This is a genomic window from Paucilactobacillus nenjiangensis (assembly GCF_005405445.1).
In the GTDB taxonomy this organism is placed as follows: Bacteria; Bacillota; Bacilli; order Lactobacillales; family Lactobacillaceae; genus Paucilactobacillus; species Paucilactobacillus nenjiangensis.
Map to the genome: position 1 here is coordinate 1 of NZ_BJEB01000052.1, position 15,717 is coordinate 15,717.

18 protein-coding genes and 1 tRNA gene are annotated in these 15,717 nt (G+C 37.8%); 4 read left to right on the forward strand and 15 right to left on the reverse strand.

What is annotated here, in order from left to right:
• Positions 1–122: 122 nt before the first annotated feature.
• Positions 123–196, reverse strand: a tRNA-Arg gene (locus FFM59_RS07660).
• 185 nt (positions 197–381) lie between these two features.
• Here FFM59_RS07660 and FFM59_RS07665 point away from each other — a divergent pair.
• Positions 382–1,008 carry a TetR/AcrR family transcriptional regulator gene (locus tag FFM59_RS07665; RefSeq protein ID WP_137602453.1) on the forward strand — a complete coding sequence of 209 codons (627 nt, stop codon included), beginning with the start codon at positions 382–384 and terminating at the stop codon, positions 1,006–1,008.
• Between the two features lie 24 nt (positions 1,009–1,032).
• On the opposite strand, the gene FFM59_RS07670 is transcribed toward FFM59_RS07665, so the two are convergent.
• A complete protein-coding gene (locus FFM59_RS07670) occupies positions 1,033–1,539 on the reverse strand; it encodes a pyridoxamine 5'-phosphate oxidase family protein (protein WP_137602465.1) in 507 nt (168 codons plus the stop codon).
• 220 nt (positions 1,540–1,759) lie between these two features.
• Here FFM59_RS07670 and FFM59_RS10050 point away from each other — a divergent pair, with 220 nt between their 5' ends.
• Positions 1,760–1,915 carry a hypothetical protein gene (locus FFM59_RS10050; RefSeq protein ID WP_170175963.1) on the forward strand — a complete coding sequence of 52 codons (156 nt, stop codon included), beginning with the start codon at positions 1,760–1,762 and terminating at the stop codon, positions 1,913–1,915.
• A 46-nt stretch (positions 1,916–1,961) separates the two neighbouring features.
• Here the strand turns inward: FFM59_RS10050 and FFM59_RS07675 are convergent, their stop codons facing one another.
• From FFM59_RS07675 to miaA, 6 genes are all read right to left on the reverse strand, one after another.
• Positions 1,962–2,507 carry a dUTPase gene (locus FFM59_RS07675; RefSeq protein WP_137602454.1) on the reverse strand — a complete coding sequence of 182 codons (546 nt, stop codon included), beginning with the start codon at positions 2,505–2,507 and terminating at the stop codon, positions 1,962–1,964.
• 16 nt (positions 2,508–2,523) lie between these two features.
• Complete coding sequence (locus FFM59_RS07680) at positions 2,524–3,432, reverse strand: hypothetical protein (RefSeq protein WP_137602455.1); 909 nt, start codon at positions 3,430–3,432, stop codon at positions 2,524–2,526.
• Positions 3,425–4,297: an exonuclease SbcC gene (locus tag FFM59_RS07685; protein WP_137602456.1), complete on the reverse strand. Its 873-nt coding sequence runs from the start codon at positions 4,295–4,297 to the stop codon at positions 3,425–3,427. Before FFM59_RS07685 ends, FFM59_RS07680 begins: the two co-directional genes overlap by 8 nt.
• 142 nt (positions 4,298–4,439) lie before the next feature.
• Positions 4,440–5,780 carry a type I glutamate--ammonia ligase gene (gene glnA, locus FFM59_RS07690; RefSeq protein WP_137602457.1) on the reverse strand — a complete coding sequence of 447 codons (1,341 nt, stop codon included), beginning with the start codon at positions 5,778–5,780 and terminating at the stop codon, positions 4,440–4,442.
• Between the two features lie 32 nt (positions 5,781–5,812).
• Positions 5,813–6,211, reverse strand: a complete 399-nt coding sequence (locus FFM59_RS07695) for a MerR family transcriptional regulator (protein ID WP_137602458.1) — start codon at positions 6,209–6,211, stop codon at positions 5,813–5,815.
• A 97-nt stretch (positions 6,212–6,308) separates the two neighbouring features.
• A complete protein-coding gene (gene miaA / locus FFM59_RS07700; RefSeq protein WP_137602459.1) occupies positions 6,309–7,229 on the reverse strand; it encodes a tRNA (adenosine(37)-N6)-dimethylallyltransferase MiaA in 921 nt (306 codons plus the stop codon).
• An 84-nt stretch (positions 7,230–7,313) separates the two neighbouring features.
• On the opposite strand from miaA, the gene FFM59_RS07705 reads away from it, so the two are divergent.
• Positions 7,314–7,490, forward strand: coding sequence for a DUF3042 family protein (locus FFM59_RS07705; RefSeq protein WP_137602460.1), 177 nt, complete (start codon positions 7,314–7,316; stop codon positions 7,488–7,490).
• Positions 7,491–7,550: 60 nt separating this feature from the next.
• On the opposite strand, the gene FFM59_RS07710 is transcribed toward FFM59_RS07705, so the two are convergent.
• The 7 genes from FFM59_RS07710 to FFM59_RS07740 form a co-directional block, all read right to left on the reverse strand.
• The gene (locus FFM59_RS07710) at positions 7,551–7,961 is read right to left on the reverse strand and encodes a rhodanese-like domain-containing protein (RefSeq protein ID WP_137602461.1); all 411 of its coding nucleotides are present in this window, start codon (positions 7,959–7,961) and stop codon (positions 7,551–7,553) included.
• 18 nt (positions 7,962–7,979) lie between these two features.
• The gene (locus FFM59_RS07715) at positions 7,980–8,942 is read right to left on the reverse strand and encodes an ROK family glucokinase (protein WP_137602462.1); all 963 of its coding nucleotides are present in this window, start codon (positions 8,940–8,942) and stop codon (positions 7,980–7,982) included.
• Positions 8,943–8,964: 22 nt separating this feature from the next.
• Positions 8,965–9,174 carry a YqgQ family protein gene (locus FFM59_RS07720; protein WP_137602466.1) on the reverse strand — a complete coding sequence of 70 codons (210 nt, stop codon included), beginning with the start codon at positions 9,172–9,174 and terminating at the stop codon, positions 8,965–8,967.
• Positions 9,175–9,188: 14 nt separating this feature from the next.
• Entirely contained in the window at positions 9,189–9,857 is a 669-nt protein-coding gene (locus FFM59_RS07725; protein WP_137602463.1) for a rhomboid family intramembrane serine protease, read from the reverse strand.
• A gap of 9 nt (positions 9,858–9,866) precedes the next feature.
• Positions 9,867–10,412: a 5-formyltetrahydrofolate cyclo-ligase gene (locus FFM59_RS07730; RefSeq protein ID WP_137602464.1), complete on the reverse strand. Its 546-nt coding sequence runs from the start codon at positions 10,410–10,412 to the stop codon at positions 9,867–9,869.
• Positions 10,413–10,498: 86 nt separating this feature from the next.
• Positions 10,499–10,648 (reverse strand): 50S ribosomal protein L33, encoded by a 150-nt coding sequence (gene rpmG / locus FFM59_RS07735; protein ID WP_057889501.1) that lies wholly within the window; start codon positions 10,646–10,648, stop codon positions 10,499–10,501.
• 98 nt (positions 10,649–10,746) lie between these two features.
• Positions 10,747–12,828: a peptidoglycan D,D-transpeptidase FtsI family protein gene (locus FFM59_RS07740; RefSeq protein WP_371858090.1), complete on the reverse strand. Its 2,082-nt coding sequence runs from the start codon at positions 12,826–12,828 to the stop codon at positions 10,747–10,749.
• Positions 12,829–13,003: 175 nt separating this feature from the next.
• On the opposite strand from FFM59_RS07740, the gene FFM59_RS07745 reads away from it, so the two are divergent.
• Positions 13,004–15,640: a YfhO family protein gene (locus FFM59_RS07745; RefSeq protein WP_225420330.1), complete on the forward strand. Its 2,637-nt coding sequence runs from the start codon at positions 13,004–13,006 to the stop codon at positions 15,638–15,640.
• The last annotated feature ends 77 nt before the right edge of the window (positions 15,641–15,717 follow it).

The window sequence follows — 15,717 nt, forward strand, 5'->3', positions numbered from 1 at the left end:
CTAGTGGTTCCGACTACTACGGCCCACAGTGGACTTTCACCACCTAGTTGGCGCCCATGCCGGGCGCACCCAAAAAGCACACTTAAACATTTTGAAAATGTTAAGTGTGCTTTTTATAATAATGAAGCGAGTGAGGTTCGAACTCACGACCGTTCGCTTAGAAGGCGAATGCTCTATCCAGCTGAGCTACCGCTCCAGACTTGAATAATTATAAGAATTTTCACGCCCCTTGTCAATGCCATATGACATTAAAGTTATGAATGTTTTTTGCACATTTGTCTTATTAGGGGGTTTGACTAAGCGCTTACATCGTTATATAATCAATTAAACTCATATTACTGAACATTAACAAATTAAAAAAATATATCGAGGAGGATTATTATGGAGAATAGTCGTACAGATCCTAGAGTTGTCAAAACCCGTAACAATTTAAAACAAGCGCTAGTGCATCTGATGAAAGAATATAAAATTGAAAATATTAGTGTTCAAAAAATCACTGAAACAGCGTCTATTACACGTGGTACTTTTTACCTACACTATAAAGATAAGCAAGACTTTATCGATCGTGCTATGAATGGAATATTGGACGATTTTTTTGAAAACGTCATGATTGAAGTCTACTCTTTAGCAGGAAAAAGCTATCAAAATGGCGTTAAAGTATTTTCAATGCAACACGCGTTTAAATATATCGAGGATGAAGCAGATGCGTTTGATGTTCTCCTAAACAATCCTGAAAATGTTGTTTTCTTCGATCGCCTATCCGACCGGGTTGGTGTAGAAATAAATCACTTCTATGAAAAATTGGAACCTGATTTCGTCGAACTTGACGTCCCTACCGATATTCAAATGGCATTAATTGTGTCAGCTGAGTTGGGATTAATTAAGTATTGGTTACAAAAAGGCATGATTTATACTCCAAGATACATGTCATCCAGTGTGACTAAGTTAATGACCCAATTGAAGCATGATAAAATTTTCTTCACCGACTTCTTCTATACAGAAGCTTAAGTGAAAGCTAAAAGACAACCACGACTATTCGTCTTGGTTGTCTTTTTTTGGCAGTTGATGTGCTTTAACTGTTATTTTTTCGATACTAATTTTGATGATAGCGGTCGCGTTAACCTTTTGATCTGGAATTAAATCATAGTTACTTAATCCTTTGCCTGTTTCATGTCTCATCAATAAATCTAAAGCATGCTTTTTCACTTCTAAATCAGTCACAATTTCAGCGAGTCCAAATCCAATCACACTCGAAAACGCGGTTGAATAGTCAGGGGCAATTGAACCCCCGCTAATCATCTCACTATCATGATCCATTTCGATACATACTTTTGGATTGGCTTTAATACTGGAGATTTTCTTTCCTTGTCGTGCTCCATGAATGTAAATGACAAGTTGATCATCGAGCCATTCGTAACCGTAATTAACTGGAACGACATATGGATAGTCTTCAGACAACATTCCTAATCTTAAAATATGATTCGATTCAACTACGTCTTTAATGCGTGCTAAATCTATTTGACGCTCTTGCCTCCGCATTTTTTCCAATTAACTACACCTCTTATACTTTTTGCCAGTTTATGCTTAAAACTAAAGAATTTCAACGACTTTTTAGTCAAAATTATTAAATAAAAGTTAAGTTGTATATTAAAAGTTTAAGATTGCCTAGGTTCTTCTGGATTATATTGCATTATGTTAAAAATGAAACGATAATGTAATATAAGCACCAGTTAAATCTGTGTTTAAGGGAGGAATCGCCATGGGACCATTTATTATTATTGTTTCGATTTTGTTATTTTCAATGCTATGGCAAACATTTTTTGGAAATCCAAAGAAAAAGCAATCTTCTGGTAAACATTTCAATAACCAGGAAGATCAAACGATTTCTAATGATCAAAATGGTAAAGCAGCCTAATCTAAAAGGACTTGAAAGCAATTATTGTTTTCAAGTCCTTTTTAATTTAATAATCATTTTGTTGACGTTGTTGGTTAATGACATTCTTGTTTTTAAAGGCCGTCATAATTTCGTTTTCTGAGTAGCCAAATTCAACCAGACCTAGTTTTAAGAACAATCTCCAGGCATGTTTAAAATCGTCTTGTCGATGCTCAAAATAAGCCGAATTTAACATGTGTTTAATAGCCAAATACTCTTTGTTTAAATCTTGTGGTGCTGCTTTCGCAGCTTTGATTTTTTCAATGCCGTCTCTGTCCAACACAATTAAATGAGTCCATTGATGTTTAGCACTTGCAAGTAAGAAAAAGTCCATTGCATCAACATATTCACCCAGCAAAGTTTCACGTTTGGTTTTACCCTCATCAGCTTTGCCTTTATGGGTTTTCCAAACTTTAAACCATTCTGCTGTATTGGCAATTTCGGCCAACTCAACGTCTAAGGCAACATAAACATTTTCTAAACTTTTTTCTGGTTTCATTGCAATTTGGCGATCGTACGAAATTTGGTGATCCAACTCAATTGAGCTGTGCAATAAATCTGTAATGTCTAACATATATTTGGTTCCTCTTTTATTCTTTAAAAATCATTGGATCAGACTTAATTTCCAATGATGCCCGATTATCCATAAACCAAGTTCGGATTAACTTGAATCTAATCAAAATATCAAAGAACGATACGGCTTCTTTTTCATCAGAAACAGAAAATGCCCAAGATTCTCTACCTGACGACAAGGTCAGCTTCGAATTTGAGTCCATTTGTAGGCTCATCCCCGTCTCGTTGGTTAAATTCATCAACATATAGTCGGTGCCTTCGGTTGAAACGAATAACTTATCAATCACTTCAAGCCCCATATGTTTGTTGAGTAGATAATATTTGGCAGCATTGCTAGTATCCAAAATACCTAAATCTACACTAAATCCTAGGTCAGTTTGTAGATAATGTGCTAAGGTCATTAGCGGATTAATTGCCTGTTGAATTTGAATAATAGTTGTAACTTCACTCAACTTTTCGACAAATAAATTCACGAGTGAACGGTTATTAAATCGCATCATTCGTTTTTGTAAGTTCAAATAAAATAAGGCTTCGTTAGTTTTCGTTTCAGTAAACAGCGCCCCACCATTTTTACTTTTATCCATCACAAACTGAAATTTGGCTGAATTACCTAATTGATTGAGTCGCGCACTCACTGCCCCTGCATCATCAATTGACGTTTCCAGCGATTCATTATTATGAAATTGCAACAGTCGGGATGCCAGTACCAAATAGTAATCTTGAGGCTGGTATTGAAATGGGTATTTCACAAAATCGTTCTTTAATTCGTAGACAGAGAGCTTATTTGCGGCCCCTAAGAGCTGTTCTGCGTCGTCCGTTTCAATTAATTGGTTAATCAGGTCAACATACGTTTCACCAGCATCTAGACCAGCTTTAAGCGTATCCGTAAAGGTATTCATTTGAGTGGTGATTTTTTCATTACTCATGATCTGTCACCTGCTTTTCACTTGAAAGAAAGGCAAGATAATCAGCATAAAGACTCCGATTAGCAGCTTCAAAAGTTTCGAAGTTTTTAAAGGTGTCAATAATGCTCTTTTGTTCATAGCTCAAGATGGTATTTTCTTTTGAAAGGACCAAGACTTTGGCTTCATTATCTTTAATTTGTTTCTTAGCTCCACGGGCTTGATCATCTTGATCTTCTAAATCACTTAATTGATCAATTAGTTCTTGGCGGGCTTCTTTTTGCTTACCAGATTCCCATGGCATTCCATTTTTGTTGTTCACTTCTTTTAATTCTTCTTGAATTTCATTCTTTTTTGCTTCGCGGGTCGCCTGACTATCAATCAAGTCCTGTAAATGATCATTTTCTTCTGAAATTTGATCAATTTTGGCGGTATTATAACGTTTACTTTCTTTAGATAAGGCAAAAGAAGTAGATAACTTTTCATATTCTGTTTCATCAAAAATGAAACGAACATTCAAGACATCTAGTTCACCGAATTCTCTTCTATCCCACCAATTACCAAAGTACACTCTGAAGTGGCCTTGCTTAAATTCTTCATAATAGAAGAATGGATAGCGGTGCCCCAAATATTTGATAATATTGGCACTTAAATAATGGCTCAATTCGTCAGATAGGTTATCTACTAAGCTTGCAACCGTGACGTCATTTTCAACGTTTTCGGTATGTAAAATTTCGGATGCGTATCGACGAGAGTCTAACAATGAATAAACTAGTTTATCATCGTGATTACTAACCGCCGCCTGCAAATTTTGTAGATATTGCATTTTAATTGTAATTTGGTCGGAAATTACATCAATCACGTTTTCCTGACTATTCTCTTCTGTCATTTCAAACTCTCCTTAACACATGTATTTACACTAATCATACCTAATTATGCGAATTTATTAAAGTCGTTTATTTTATTTAAGAAAAAAATAAAAAAGGTAATCCTGCCAAATGGCAAAATCACCTTCAAATCGGAGACTATGATTAATATTTTTCCATATATTGTTCACGTTCCCAATCGGAAACTTCTTGACGATATGCATCGTATTCAAGATTCTTGGCTTCCACAAAACCATTGTAAAGATGTGGACCCATAGCATTCTTGATGACTTCATCGTCAGAAAGATACTTCAAGGCATTGTGAAGTGTACTTGGTAAACTATCGATATGATTGTCTTCACGTTCAGCTTCGCCCATGCGATAGATGTTACGGTCAACACTATCTTCTGGCGTAATATCATTTTTAATACCATCTAAGCCGGCTTCCAAAACTGCTGCAATAGCAAGATATGGGTTAGCTGCTGGATCAACAGAACGTAATTCTAATCGAGTTGAAACTCCACGTGAGTTTGGTACTCGGATTAGTGGAGAACGGTTAGAACCTGACCAAGCAACATAAACTGGTGCTTCAAATCCAGGAACTAAACGTTTGTATGAGTTAACAATTGGGTTGGTAACGGCTGTAAAGCTACGAGCATGTTTTAACAAACCGCCAAGAAAGTTATAAGCAGTCTTCGAAAGTTGAAGATCACCACTTTCATCAAAGAAGGCATTACCACTACCATTAAAGAGTGACATGTTGATGTGCATACCTGAACCATTAATTGATGGCAATGGTTTTGGCATAAAGGTTGCAAACAAACCATACTTACGAGCAACTGTCTTAACAACCAACTTAAATGTTTGGATGTTGTCGGCAGCTTCAAGTGCATTAGCATATTTGAAATCAACTTCATGTTGTCCAGGAGCAACTTCATGGTGAGCGGCTTCGATTTCAAAGCCCATGTTTTCTAGTTCAAGAACGATATCGCGACGACAATTTTCACCTAAATCCATTGGTGCCATATCAAAATAGCTACCTTGGTCATTTAGCTTAGTAGTTGGCTTGCCATCTTCGTCCATCTTGAAGAGGAAGAATTCTGGTTCAGGTCCAATGTTAAAATCAGTGAATCCGGCTTTCTTCATGTCTTCTACGACACGAATCAAGTTATTACGAGGATCACCAGCGAATGGTTCACGATCAGCATTGTAAACTTCACAGATTACGCGTGCGACTTTACCATGTTCTGCGCCCCATGGAAAGACCATCCATGTTGACATATCAGGGTACAAGTACATGTCACTTTCTTCAATTCGAACGAAACCATCAATTGATGAACCATCGAACATGATTTTGTTATCAAGTAACTTCTCAAGTTGACTAGTTGGAACCTCAACGTTTTTGATTGTTCCGAATAAATCAGTAAACATTAAACGTAAGAAACGAACATTCTCGTCCTTAACTAATTGACGAACTTCATCGTCTGTAAACACGTGCTTTGCCATAAAATATCTCCTATCCTTTCTTATACCCAACATTAAAATGGTTTCTGTAAGGGTGGTTGTGAATTTGAAGCCTGATTAATCTGACCAAAACCACTTTCCCGAAGAAGCTCATCGCGAAGAATTTTTCGAACGTCATCATCTGTTAACGACTTCGTCAATTGCTCTTTGATTTGCTGCTTCTCAAGTTGCTTTTGAGTGTAGATTTCTCGAATCCCAGCCATGTTGAGGCCTTCATCAATATAATCTTTAATCTCAAGTAACCGATCGATGTCATTAAGCGAGTACAAGCGACGATTTCCATCGCTTCTTTCAGGCTTAATTAACTCTTGGGATTCGTAGTACCGAATCTTTCGTGCAGTTAAACTTGTCAATTTCATCACTGTCCCGATTGGAAGAACCGCTAACGAGCGACGAAGTTCTTTTTCACTCACAATGTCCCCTCCTTCCCTTAATGTTTCTTAGAATACCAGTAGAAAAATAAAAAGTCAACAAGAGATGTTACATTTTCTAACATCTTTGTCGACTTATTTATTTTAACCATTTTAAAATGCTGTTGTTAACCTGTTCTATCGTATTCTGCCCACTGACCAAATTAAACCAATTAACTGTCATTTTGTTCCGGAACCATGTCAGTTGTCGTTTAGCGTAATGTCTAGAATCTTTTTTGATATTTTCAACTGCCACTTCTAATGAAATCTGATTATCAAAATAATTGAATAATTCATGATAACCAATTCCTTTGGAAGCCGGTGAGTCTCGTCCACCTTGTTGATAGAGCCATTTTGCTTCATCCAACAAGCCTTGTGCAATCATTTGATCTACGCGTTGATTAATCCGCTGATACAATACGGACCGCTCTGTATCCAGTCCAATCAATTTGAAATTGTACTTCGGTCGACTGCTTTCTTGATCCGAAAAAAGTTGCCCAGTTTTTTGAATAACTTCCAATGCACGAATAACTCGCCGACTGTTAGTTTGTGGAATCTTCTTGGCAGCCGCTTCATCGAGTTCAAATAATTGCTGCCACAATGCCTCAGGTCCATCCGCTGCTAATTGATCATGAAATTGTTTTCGAATTTTATCTGACGTTTCGTCATAATCGTCATTACCGAGCGTTAAGTTATCAGTCAAAGCTTGCAAATAAAAGCCAGTGCCCCCGACAATGATTGGTAACTTGCCTCGTTGGTGAATATCTTCAATTAGCTGTTCTGCTAATTGTTTAAATTCTGCCACCGAAAACCGTTCATCAAAATCTTTGATATTAATTAAATGATGGACAATTCCGTCCATTTCAGCTGGCATTACTTTAGCAGTTCCAATATCCAGTTTCCGATAAACTTGCATCGAATCACCTGAAATGATTTCACCGTTTAATTGTTTCGCCATTTGAATTGATAATTTAGTTTTCCCAACTGCTGTCGGGCCAACAATTGCCACCACATTTATCATTATTTTCTCCTAAAATATACTCTTTACTGGTAATCTGTCTCATTTTTTTGCATAATGTAGATAATCAAACGAGGAGGCGTGATCATGAAATCATTTGCAAAAGGCGTTATCGTCGGAACTGCTGCCACACTTGGTGCCGTCGTTGGTGGCTTGTTTTCCTATCATCGGAAGGTTGTTAAACCAATTGAAGATCAAGAAATTAAGTTCGACGAGAATCGTAGAACAGCTAACCGTAAAAATCGGTCAGCACATAATTTATAAACAACAATTAAAAATAACGAACAGTTCATTAGTTAATGAATCGTTCGTTATTTTTTTGTGTTAATATTTCTTAGTTTTGGTTTTACCAGTCCAACGTGCATAACCGCTCTTTAAAATTGAAATGTCGCTGTATCCTTTTTTACCAAGTAATTTTGACGCCCGTGTGCTGAGCATCATTCCTTGATCATATAGATAAACCGGCAAATCACTACGAATTTCCACGTAGCGCTGCTTAAGCACTGTCAAAGGCACATTACGGGCACCCATAATATGACCACGATCAAAATCATTTTTTTCTCGTAAGTCAATTACTTGAGCTTTCCGCATCCCTTGCGTGAATTCTTCTTCGGTGATGATATTTGCATACTTTTTACGCATGGCATATTGATAGACACGGTAAATTACCCAAGCCGCGATTAATACAATAATCAAGATATTGAGCATATTCATGTTAGACAATCCGAGAGCCAATTCTTTTTCCTCCAAAAATTACATAAATTTCTTTGCTAATGAAGCGGCGCCAATCACGCCAGCATCATTACCTAATTCAGCTAGCTTAAGCTTAGTTGATTCACGGACGGTTGGGAACGCAAATTCTTGGAAACTATTCTTAACAAAGTCGAGTAAGAAATCACCAGCAGCTGAAACGCCGCCACCAATAACGATGAATTCTGGATCCAAAATATTAGCAACATTGGCAGATGCCATACCCAAATAATATCCAACTTTTTCAGCTACTTTAACAGCTAAATAGTCATCTTCTTTGGCTAAATCAAAAACAATCTTTGAAGTAATTTCTTCACCATCGTTAATCATAGCACTTAATTTGCTATTACCAACATACTGTTCAGCAAAATCTTGAGCTAATTGTACAATTCCAGTTGCGGAAGCATAACGTTCCAAACAGCCATGATTACCACAAGTACATAGATAACCACCTGGTTGTACATTCATATGTCCAAGTTCACCACCAGCACCCACGGCACCGTGAACCAGTTGATTATTGGCAATGACGCCACCACCAACACCAGTTCCTAAAGTAATAAAGACAACATCGGTACTGTTGTTACCAGCACCCTTCCAACGTTCACCTAAAGCGGCAACGTTAGCGTCATTATCAACAACAAATTTTAAACCAGTACCTTCTTCAATTAATTCTTGTACTGGTTGGCTTTCACGCCAATTTAAATTAAAGGCCCCTTTAACAGTCCCGTTAGCAAAATTAACAGTCCCAGGTGTCCCCATTCCGATACCGATGAATTGATCTTTAGTCATTCCATATATATCAATGTGATGGTTAATTGATTCAACGATATCTGGCACAATGTGTCTACCATCATCTAAAATATTAGTTCTTAGTGACCATTTTTGTTGAACTTCACCAGTGTCAGTCAAAATTGCAAACTTAATAGTAGTGCCACCTAAATCAACGCCGATTAACTTTTTGTTCATGTCTAAATCTCCCTAATGCCGTTTATTTATGCTTCTCGCTGTCTTCTTCAATTCGATGTTCATGCCGTAACACAATCTTAGCTCTTAAATATAAATCTTTTTCAACTACGCCAGATTTATAAAGATTATCCAATTCTAAGGCAATTAATTCAATGTCCCACATTCTCTTACCAACATAGACGTACACCCCGAACTGTTTGAGTAGTTGTTGAACGTCATACAACGTATTCATTTCACGATCCAAAACTAAAATCCTCGCATTCCGAGCTGAAGAAAGAAAACAATTGCTATACATAATATAATGCCACTAAGAAAGCGCTTTATCAAGTCATTTTTACCAAGATTTGGTGCTCCCACAACATAAGCAATTAAAAATCCACCTAAAAGCCCTCCAATATGACCATAGATATCGACCCCGGACAAAAAGATATCAAAAACCAAGTTCATGACGATAAAAATCATAAATTGACGTGCCATTAAGCGAATATAAGGATTGTTCCTAAATGATTCGCCTAACATCATAAAGGCCCCAAATAGGCCAAAAATAGCCGTACTAGCACCCGCAGAGATATTGGCTGGTAAAAAGACGAAACTGGCAATGTTTCCCACAATCCCAGAAACTAGGTAGACAATCGTATACCGCAAATGTCCAAATAAAGATTCAACCATTCGACCAAGGTAAAATACGGTCACCATATTAACCACTAAATGCATGAGGCCTATATGAATAAACATGGGAGTAAATAACCGCCACCATTCTCCTTGCTGAATGTATGGAGAATATTTTGCACCAAACTCTAGTAATATCTGTGTGTTAGTTGAACCACCTAAAATGGTCATGAGCAAGAAGACGACGATGTTAATTGCAACGATGGTATACGTCACAAATGGTTGATTTCTTAAGTCTCTAATCATTATGTCCTCCTAAGTTCTAAAAATTTTTTTGATTTTAATATCAAACGGATCAATTAATTCATGGATTTGATCATCTGAAATTTGTTGCACGTTTAAGCATAAAGAGATTGTATCATTTTCGAACTCTGCAAGATAGCGATCATAATATCCACCGCCAAATCCCAGGCGATAACCATTATTGGCAAACGCCACACCAGGAACAATCATCAAGTCAATCGTTGACTTTGAAATCACTTGACCGTCAACTGGTTCATCAATGTGAAATTTAGAAATAAATTGTAAGTCAGCAGTCAATTTAACAAATTCCATTTGTCGCTGTGGTAAAGTTCTTGGGATGCCAACAATCTTCCCCTCTTTTTGAGCTTGTTTAATAATTGGCGCTGTATCGACTTCCATTGGTGAACTCAGAGTTACCCCAATGGTTGCCGCATTTTGCCACTCAGAGCTGCGAAATAATTGTTGATATAATTTTTCTTGATTAACAGTTCTGTCCGGTGCGGTGAATTTCATCATTCGCCCGATATATTTTTCTCGTATCTCTGTTTTTGAAGCCATTTTCGCACCTCTTAATACCAAAAATATTAAAAAAAAGAGCCGCGGCTTTAGCCGACGACTCGAAATTTTATCCCGAATAAATAATATTATTTTGTTTCGCGATGTAATGTAACTTTACGTTCCCGTGGGCAATATTTTTTAAATTCAACACGGTCGGGATTGTTACGACGATTCTTACTTGATAAGTAATTACGTTCGTGGCAATCAGTACATTCTAGTGTAATATGAACACGCATGTCGGAAACCTCCAAACTTTTTCTTTGATTAATTGGGTAAACCCTAACTATGATACTATACCATTTTAAAAAGGCTTTGACTAGTATTTCGTGATAATTTACTTGTAATCACTGTCAGATTGAACATCTTTCCAGTAAGCTTCGTAAATTTGTTTAGCCATTGTGGTATTAATTGATGCCCCAGAAGTTCCTAGTCCAGGGATGGCTAATGCCACGACTACCTGTGGATCATCATATGGTGCGTACGAGATTAAACTAAGTGTTTCGGTCTCAGCCGTGCCATAAAATGTTTCGGCAGTCCCTGTCTTAGCAGCAACCGATGGTGAAATACTTGAGAGCGCCCCACCAGTCTTATAAGTGTTCGTACCATGGACCACTTGGTACATTCCTTGTTTAACTACTTTCCATTCGGCAGCCGTCGCATTGATTGAGCCCAAAATAGTTGGTTGAGTTGTTGATTCAACCTTACCTAATGACCCATTTGACTTAGTACCACGAATTTGTTGGACGACGTATGGCTTCATCCGATAGCCACCATTGGCAATCGTTGAAGCATATTGTGCAATTTGCATAACCGTATAGGCATCGTAGTTACCATAAGACAAATCCAATGCCTTCCCAATTTCAGCCTGGCTGGCAACCCCAGTATAACCGGCCGATTCACCTGGCAAATCAATCCCGGTCTTCACACCTAATCCGAATTGATTGAAGTAACCGCGCAATTTACTGAAGATACTTGTTGGCATATCCAATCCAGCACCAGAAGAATAAGTGAAACCTCCTTCTTTCATGGCAAGTTGCATCATGTAGGAGTTAGAAGAAACTTCAAGGGCGTCTGAGGCATCCAAGGTGATATTGGCTGAACCAGATTTATTAAACCAAGATGCCTTCGAGGCAGTCCCGGCTAACTTAATTGGCTGATCAGTCAAAGTATCATTGGTTGGTGAGATGACCCCATCCATCATGGCACCCAGTACAGTAGCTCCCTTAACAACGGACCCCATTGTAATTGGATGATTGATGGAACCAATTTGATCATCTGTGATTTTACCAGTATCAACATCTCGGTCGACCCCTGCCATAGCATAGATTGCCCCGGTATTTGGGTTCATAACAACCGCATAGGCACCGGTTGAATCACTAATGGCACCAGTTTGGTAAACAGTTTTAACAATGTCTTGAACTTCATTTTGGAACTTAGCATTGATAGTTAAGACTAAGTTATCACCTTTTTTACCAGAATATTTCTCTACAGCTTTGGTAATAGAACTTGTCCCCGAACCGCTGCTTGAAACTTCAGTTTGAGATTTAGAGCCAGCTAACGTAGCTTGATATTCAGATTCTAAATAACTTTGACCAACACTATCATTCCGAGAATAGCCTTCTGATAAGAGTGTATTGACCTTATCACTAGGCAATCCTGATTTTTGAGTCGAAACAGTCCCAGTCAATGATTGAATCGCATCCCCTTGAGGATAGTTACGCGTCCAACTAGTCCCGATGGCCACACCTGACATTTCACTCAAGTGTTCACCAACTTGGGCAATTTCAGTACTGGTTACTCCAGTTTCTTTGATGTAAGTCGTTGATAATGAGTAAGCACCAGACATGTCAGCATAAATCATGGCTCCATTTTTTTGCTTATTAGTTAATGTAAAATCATCTGGATGAGAGTACAAATACTTGAGGGCTTTAGTGTATAAAGCATCATCGCTTAAGCCAGACGTGCCTGACATTTTAGCAGTAATTTCCTTATATTTTTTCGTGTCAGCTAACAAGTAGTCAGCCTTGTTTCGTTTCGTTAATTTAGTTTTTGAAACTGAAACATACTTACTGAGAGTCTTAGCTGTTTTATAAATCTCAGTGGACGTGTCATCTTCACCTTTTGTGTAGGTGATGGCTTGATGGGCTTCATTTCCAACTAGTACCTTACCAGTTGAATCATAAATGGCCCCACGTTGCACGCTTCCTGTTTGGGTGGAAACTTCTGATCGATTAACCTCTGCTGTGTAGGTTGCACCATTTAGTACTTGCATATAAAATAGTCTGGCCGCCAAAATCAAAAGCAATATTCCCGCTGTCCACATTAAGAAATTCAGGCGGAACGGAATTTCAGATTGCGAAGAACGTCTTTTTTTAGTGTTGCCAAACATATTTCGGATTCTTTTTGAAAATTTCAACTTGTTTAATACTCCTTCAGACAGACATATTAATCTTATTTTAACAAATTATGCCGTTTGCGTGTCATTTTATTGAGCAACGTATGATATTCTATTCTATATTAACTTGTGCATATAAAACAGTGTTATTATGCAAATTTAATAATTCACAACAGATGAGATTGAGGAAATTATATTGAAATTAAGTATTCGCTTTACAAAACCAACTACTAAGCTATTATTAATCTTAAGTTTTTTATTTCCGTTCGCATTAATGACAGGTTATTTTATCTTTCGGGGAATGGCACCATTTGGTTCTAGCACGATTCTAACCGTCGATTTAGGTCAACAATATGTTGACTTCTTTTCTTACTATCGCTCAACCATTTTAAGCCATCCCTCGACATTTTTCTATTCATTCGCAAAGGACTTGGGTGGCGATACCCTTGGAATTTTTGCCTACTACCTGATGAGCCCATTAAACGTCATCATCTTGCTTTTTCCAGGCAAGCTACTCTCTAGCGGCATTTTAATTCTTACGTTACTGAAATACGGATTGTCCGGTTTAAGCTTTGCTTGGATGTTAATGAAGCTCAAGCTACAAACCAGCTGGCGAGTGATCGCCTTTGCCACATCGTACGCCTTGATGGGATGGATGATTGCCAACCAGCTAAACGTGATTTGGTTGGACGTACTAATTTTGCTACCATTAGTCATTTACGGCTTAATTAAATTATTGGATACTCAGAAACCATGGACCTTCATCATTTGGTTTACGGTCTTGCTGATTGATAACTATTATATGGCATGGATGGTGGCCATTTTTACGGTACTCTTCACGATTTTTCACTTATTTGAATCAAACCAACATTTGAAACAAAGTATCCGTAGTTTCGTTAGATATGCTATCAGCGGCTTAACATCAGTCTTGGTTGCAGCTGCATTCTTAATACCAGTCGGTTTCTCTCTGTCTCAAAGTAAAGGGACCTACACCGAAACCGCGATTAAATGGAGCACTGAATACTTTCCATTTAACATGGTGGCCAAATTAATTCCCGGATCCTTTAACTTTGATCAAATGCCTGATGGTCAGCCAAATATTTTTATTGGTATGTTACTGACCATTTCCTTTTTACTCTTCATCTTTGACTCAAGATGGTCACGTAAAACTCGAATTGTGGCCGGATTAATCTCAATATTCTTTATTTGCTCGTTCTTCCTGCAACCATTAGATTTATTATGGCACGCAGGACAGTTTCCAGTTTGGTATCCCTACCGTTTTTCATTCCTATTTTCATTTTGGATGCTTTACTTAGCTGCTAAGCAATTAAATGAAGATTTTAAACCGTCACCATATAGTCTGATTATTGTCACAGTTTTCCTTGTTATCATCTATGCATTCTTATTCCATTACTTAGATAAAATCACATATATTAACAACGTTGAGCTATCATTTAGTGTCGCGATTAGTGCAATTTCATTAATTTGGATGATTGTCCCGAGTTCTGGCTCACCACTTTTACATGAACTATTATTTATGATGGTTGTCTTCGGTGAATCAGCAACTAATGCGTTCACTTCACTGAATAATATTAGTTATGTCAGCCAATCGGAATTTGGTAATTACACTAAGCAGCTTGATAAAACCTCTTCAAAATTGAAATCAATTGATTCTGGCTTCTATCGAGTAGGTCAAACCTTCCTCAGAACCAAGGACGATCCGATGCAAGGTGATTATAACAGTGGTTCGCACTTTGGTTCTACATTGGAGCCATCAATTCCTGCATTTATGGGCTCGATTGGTCAACCTGACGGTGATGGCTTTGTCACGTATACTAATGGGACTCAAGTTACAGATTCATTATTGTCGATGCAGTACTTTATGACCTCAAAGACAGTCACTAATCTGTCAGGGAAGACTAAAACTGTCAGTTCATTACCTGAGGTCTCTAACAAACCCGACTTAAATCGACAAAAAGAAGTTTCCAGTGATACTCTAACCAAAACTTATAAAAATAAATCCGCGCTATCGATTGCCTTTGGTGCTTCAAAAGCAATTAAGAGCTTAGTGTTGAAGACTAAAGATCCAATCATGTATCAATCTGAACTCTATAAAGTTTTGTCTGGAGATAAGTCGGCCACTTTATTATTTGATGTTCAGAACTTTGATAATGTGACGTTCGTCAATTTACCAACCGTTACTCAAATTACTGGTTCCATGCTGACTCGCAAACAAGTCCTTGAACCGGCTGAAGTGAAATTAAAATTCACGCCCAAAACAAACGATTCGTACTACCTAACGCTAGGTTCCGCTCTTGACTCCGACTCAGCAACCTTTTATTTGAATGGGAAGGAATTGAAACAGTATCCCACCTATCGGCACACCATCGTGATTAACGTTGCATCTCAACAAAAAGATAAACCAATCACGTTTACGATTAAGCTGGCTAAACAAAGTATCTGGTTACAAAACGTCAGTTTATATCGCCTGAATCAAACTTACTTCAAGCAATTGAATCAATCACTCAAATCACAAGATTTAAAGATTACGAGTCATTCCAACACCAAGATTACGGGAAATATCGACATCAAGAAAAAGAATCAAGTTTTGATGACCACGATTCCGTATTCAAAGGGCTGGCATATCAAAATTGATGGTAAAAAAGTTAAAACCACCAAAGTTATCAAAACATTTATGGCCGCTGACATCACAAAAGGTCACCATAAAGTTGTATTCTACTACCGCTCTCCTTATTTGATGACTGGCATCGTAATCAGTACGATTACTATTATCAGTCTTGCCGGAGTAGTAATTTATAAGAAACGAAAGTAACCCAATCGAGTAGGAGGCAGTTGATTAGTTCAGCTACCGACCTCTCACACCACCGTACGTACGGTTCCGTATACGGC

What these genes read in the sequence shown, in the direction of transcription:
- FFM59_RS07670 (WP_137602465.1), bottom strand. Translation starts at nt 1,539, where the DNA reads ATGCGGAGGCAAGAGCGTCAAATAGATTTAGCACGCATTAAAGACGTA.
- FFM59_RS07725 (WP_137602463.1), bottom strand. Translation starts at nt 9,857, where the DNA reads ATGATTAGAGACTTAAGAAATCAACCATTTGTGACGTATACCATCGTT.
- FFM59_RS10050 (WP_170175963.1), top strand. Translation starts at nt 1,760, where the DNA reads ATGGGACCATTTATTATTATTGTTTCGATTTTGTTATTTTCAATGCTA.
- FFM59_RS07685 (WP_137602456.1), bottom strand. Translation starts at nt 4,297, where the DNA reads ATGACAGAAGAGAATAGTCAGGAAAACGTGATTGATGTAATTTCCGAC.
- FFM59_RS07665 (WP_137602453.1), top strand. Translation starts at nt 382, where the DNA reads ATGGAGAATAGTCGTACAGATCCTAGAGTTGTCAAAACCCGTAACAAT.
- rpmG (WP_057889501.1), bottom strand. Translation starts at nt 10,648, where the DNA reads ATGCGTGTTCATATTACACTAGAATGTACTGATTGCCACGAACGTAAT.
- FFM59_RS07705 (WP_137602460.1), top strand. Translation starts at nt 7,314, where the DNA reads ATGAAATCATTTGCAAAAGGCGTTATCGTCGGAACTGCTGCCACACTT.
- miaA (WP_137602459.1), bottom strand. Translation starts at nt 7,229, where the DNA reads ATGATAAATGTGGTGGCAATTGTTGGCCCGACAGCAGTTGGGAAAACT.
- FFM59_RS07680 (WP_137602455.1), bottom strand. Translation starts at nt 3,432, where the DNA reads ATGAGTAATGAAAAAATCACCACTCAAATGAATACCTTTACGGATACG.
- FFM59_RS07720 (WP_137602466.1), bottom strand. Translation starts at nt 9,174, where the DNA reads ATGAATACGTTGTATGACGTTCAACAACTACTCAAACAGTTCGGGGTG.
- glnA (WP_137602457.1), bottom strand. Translation starts at nt 5,780, where the DNA reads ATGGCAAAGCACGTGTTTACAGACGATGAAGTTCGTCAATTAGTTAAG.
- FFM59_RS07715 (WP_137602462.1), bottom strand. Translation starts at nt 8,942, where the DNA reads ATGAACAAAAAGTTAATCGGCGTTGATTTAGGTGGCACTACTATTAAG.
- FFM59_RS07675 (WP_137602454.1), bottom strand. Translation starts at nt 2,507, where the DNA reads ATGTTAGACATTACAGATTTATTGCACAGCTCAATTGAGTTGGATCAC.
- FFM59_RS07730 (WP_137602464.1), bottom strand. Translation starts at nt 10,412, where the DNA reads ATGGCTTCAAAAACAGAGATACGAGAAAAATATATCGGGCGAATGATG.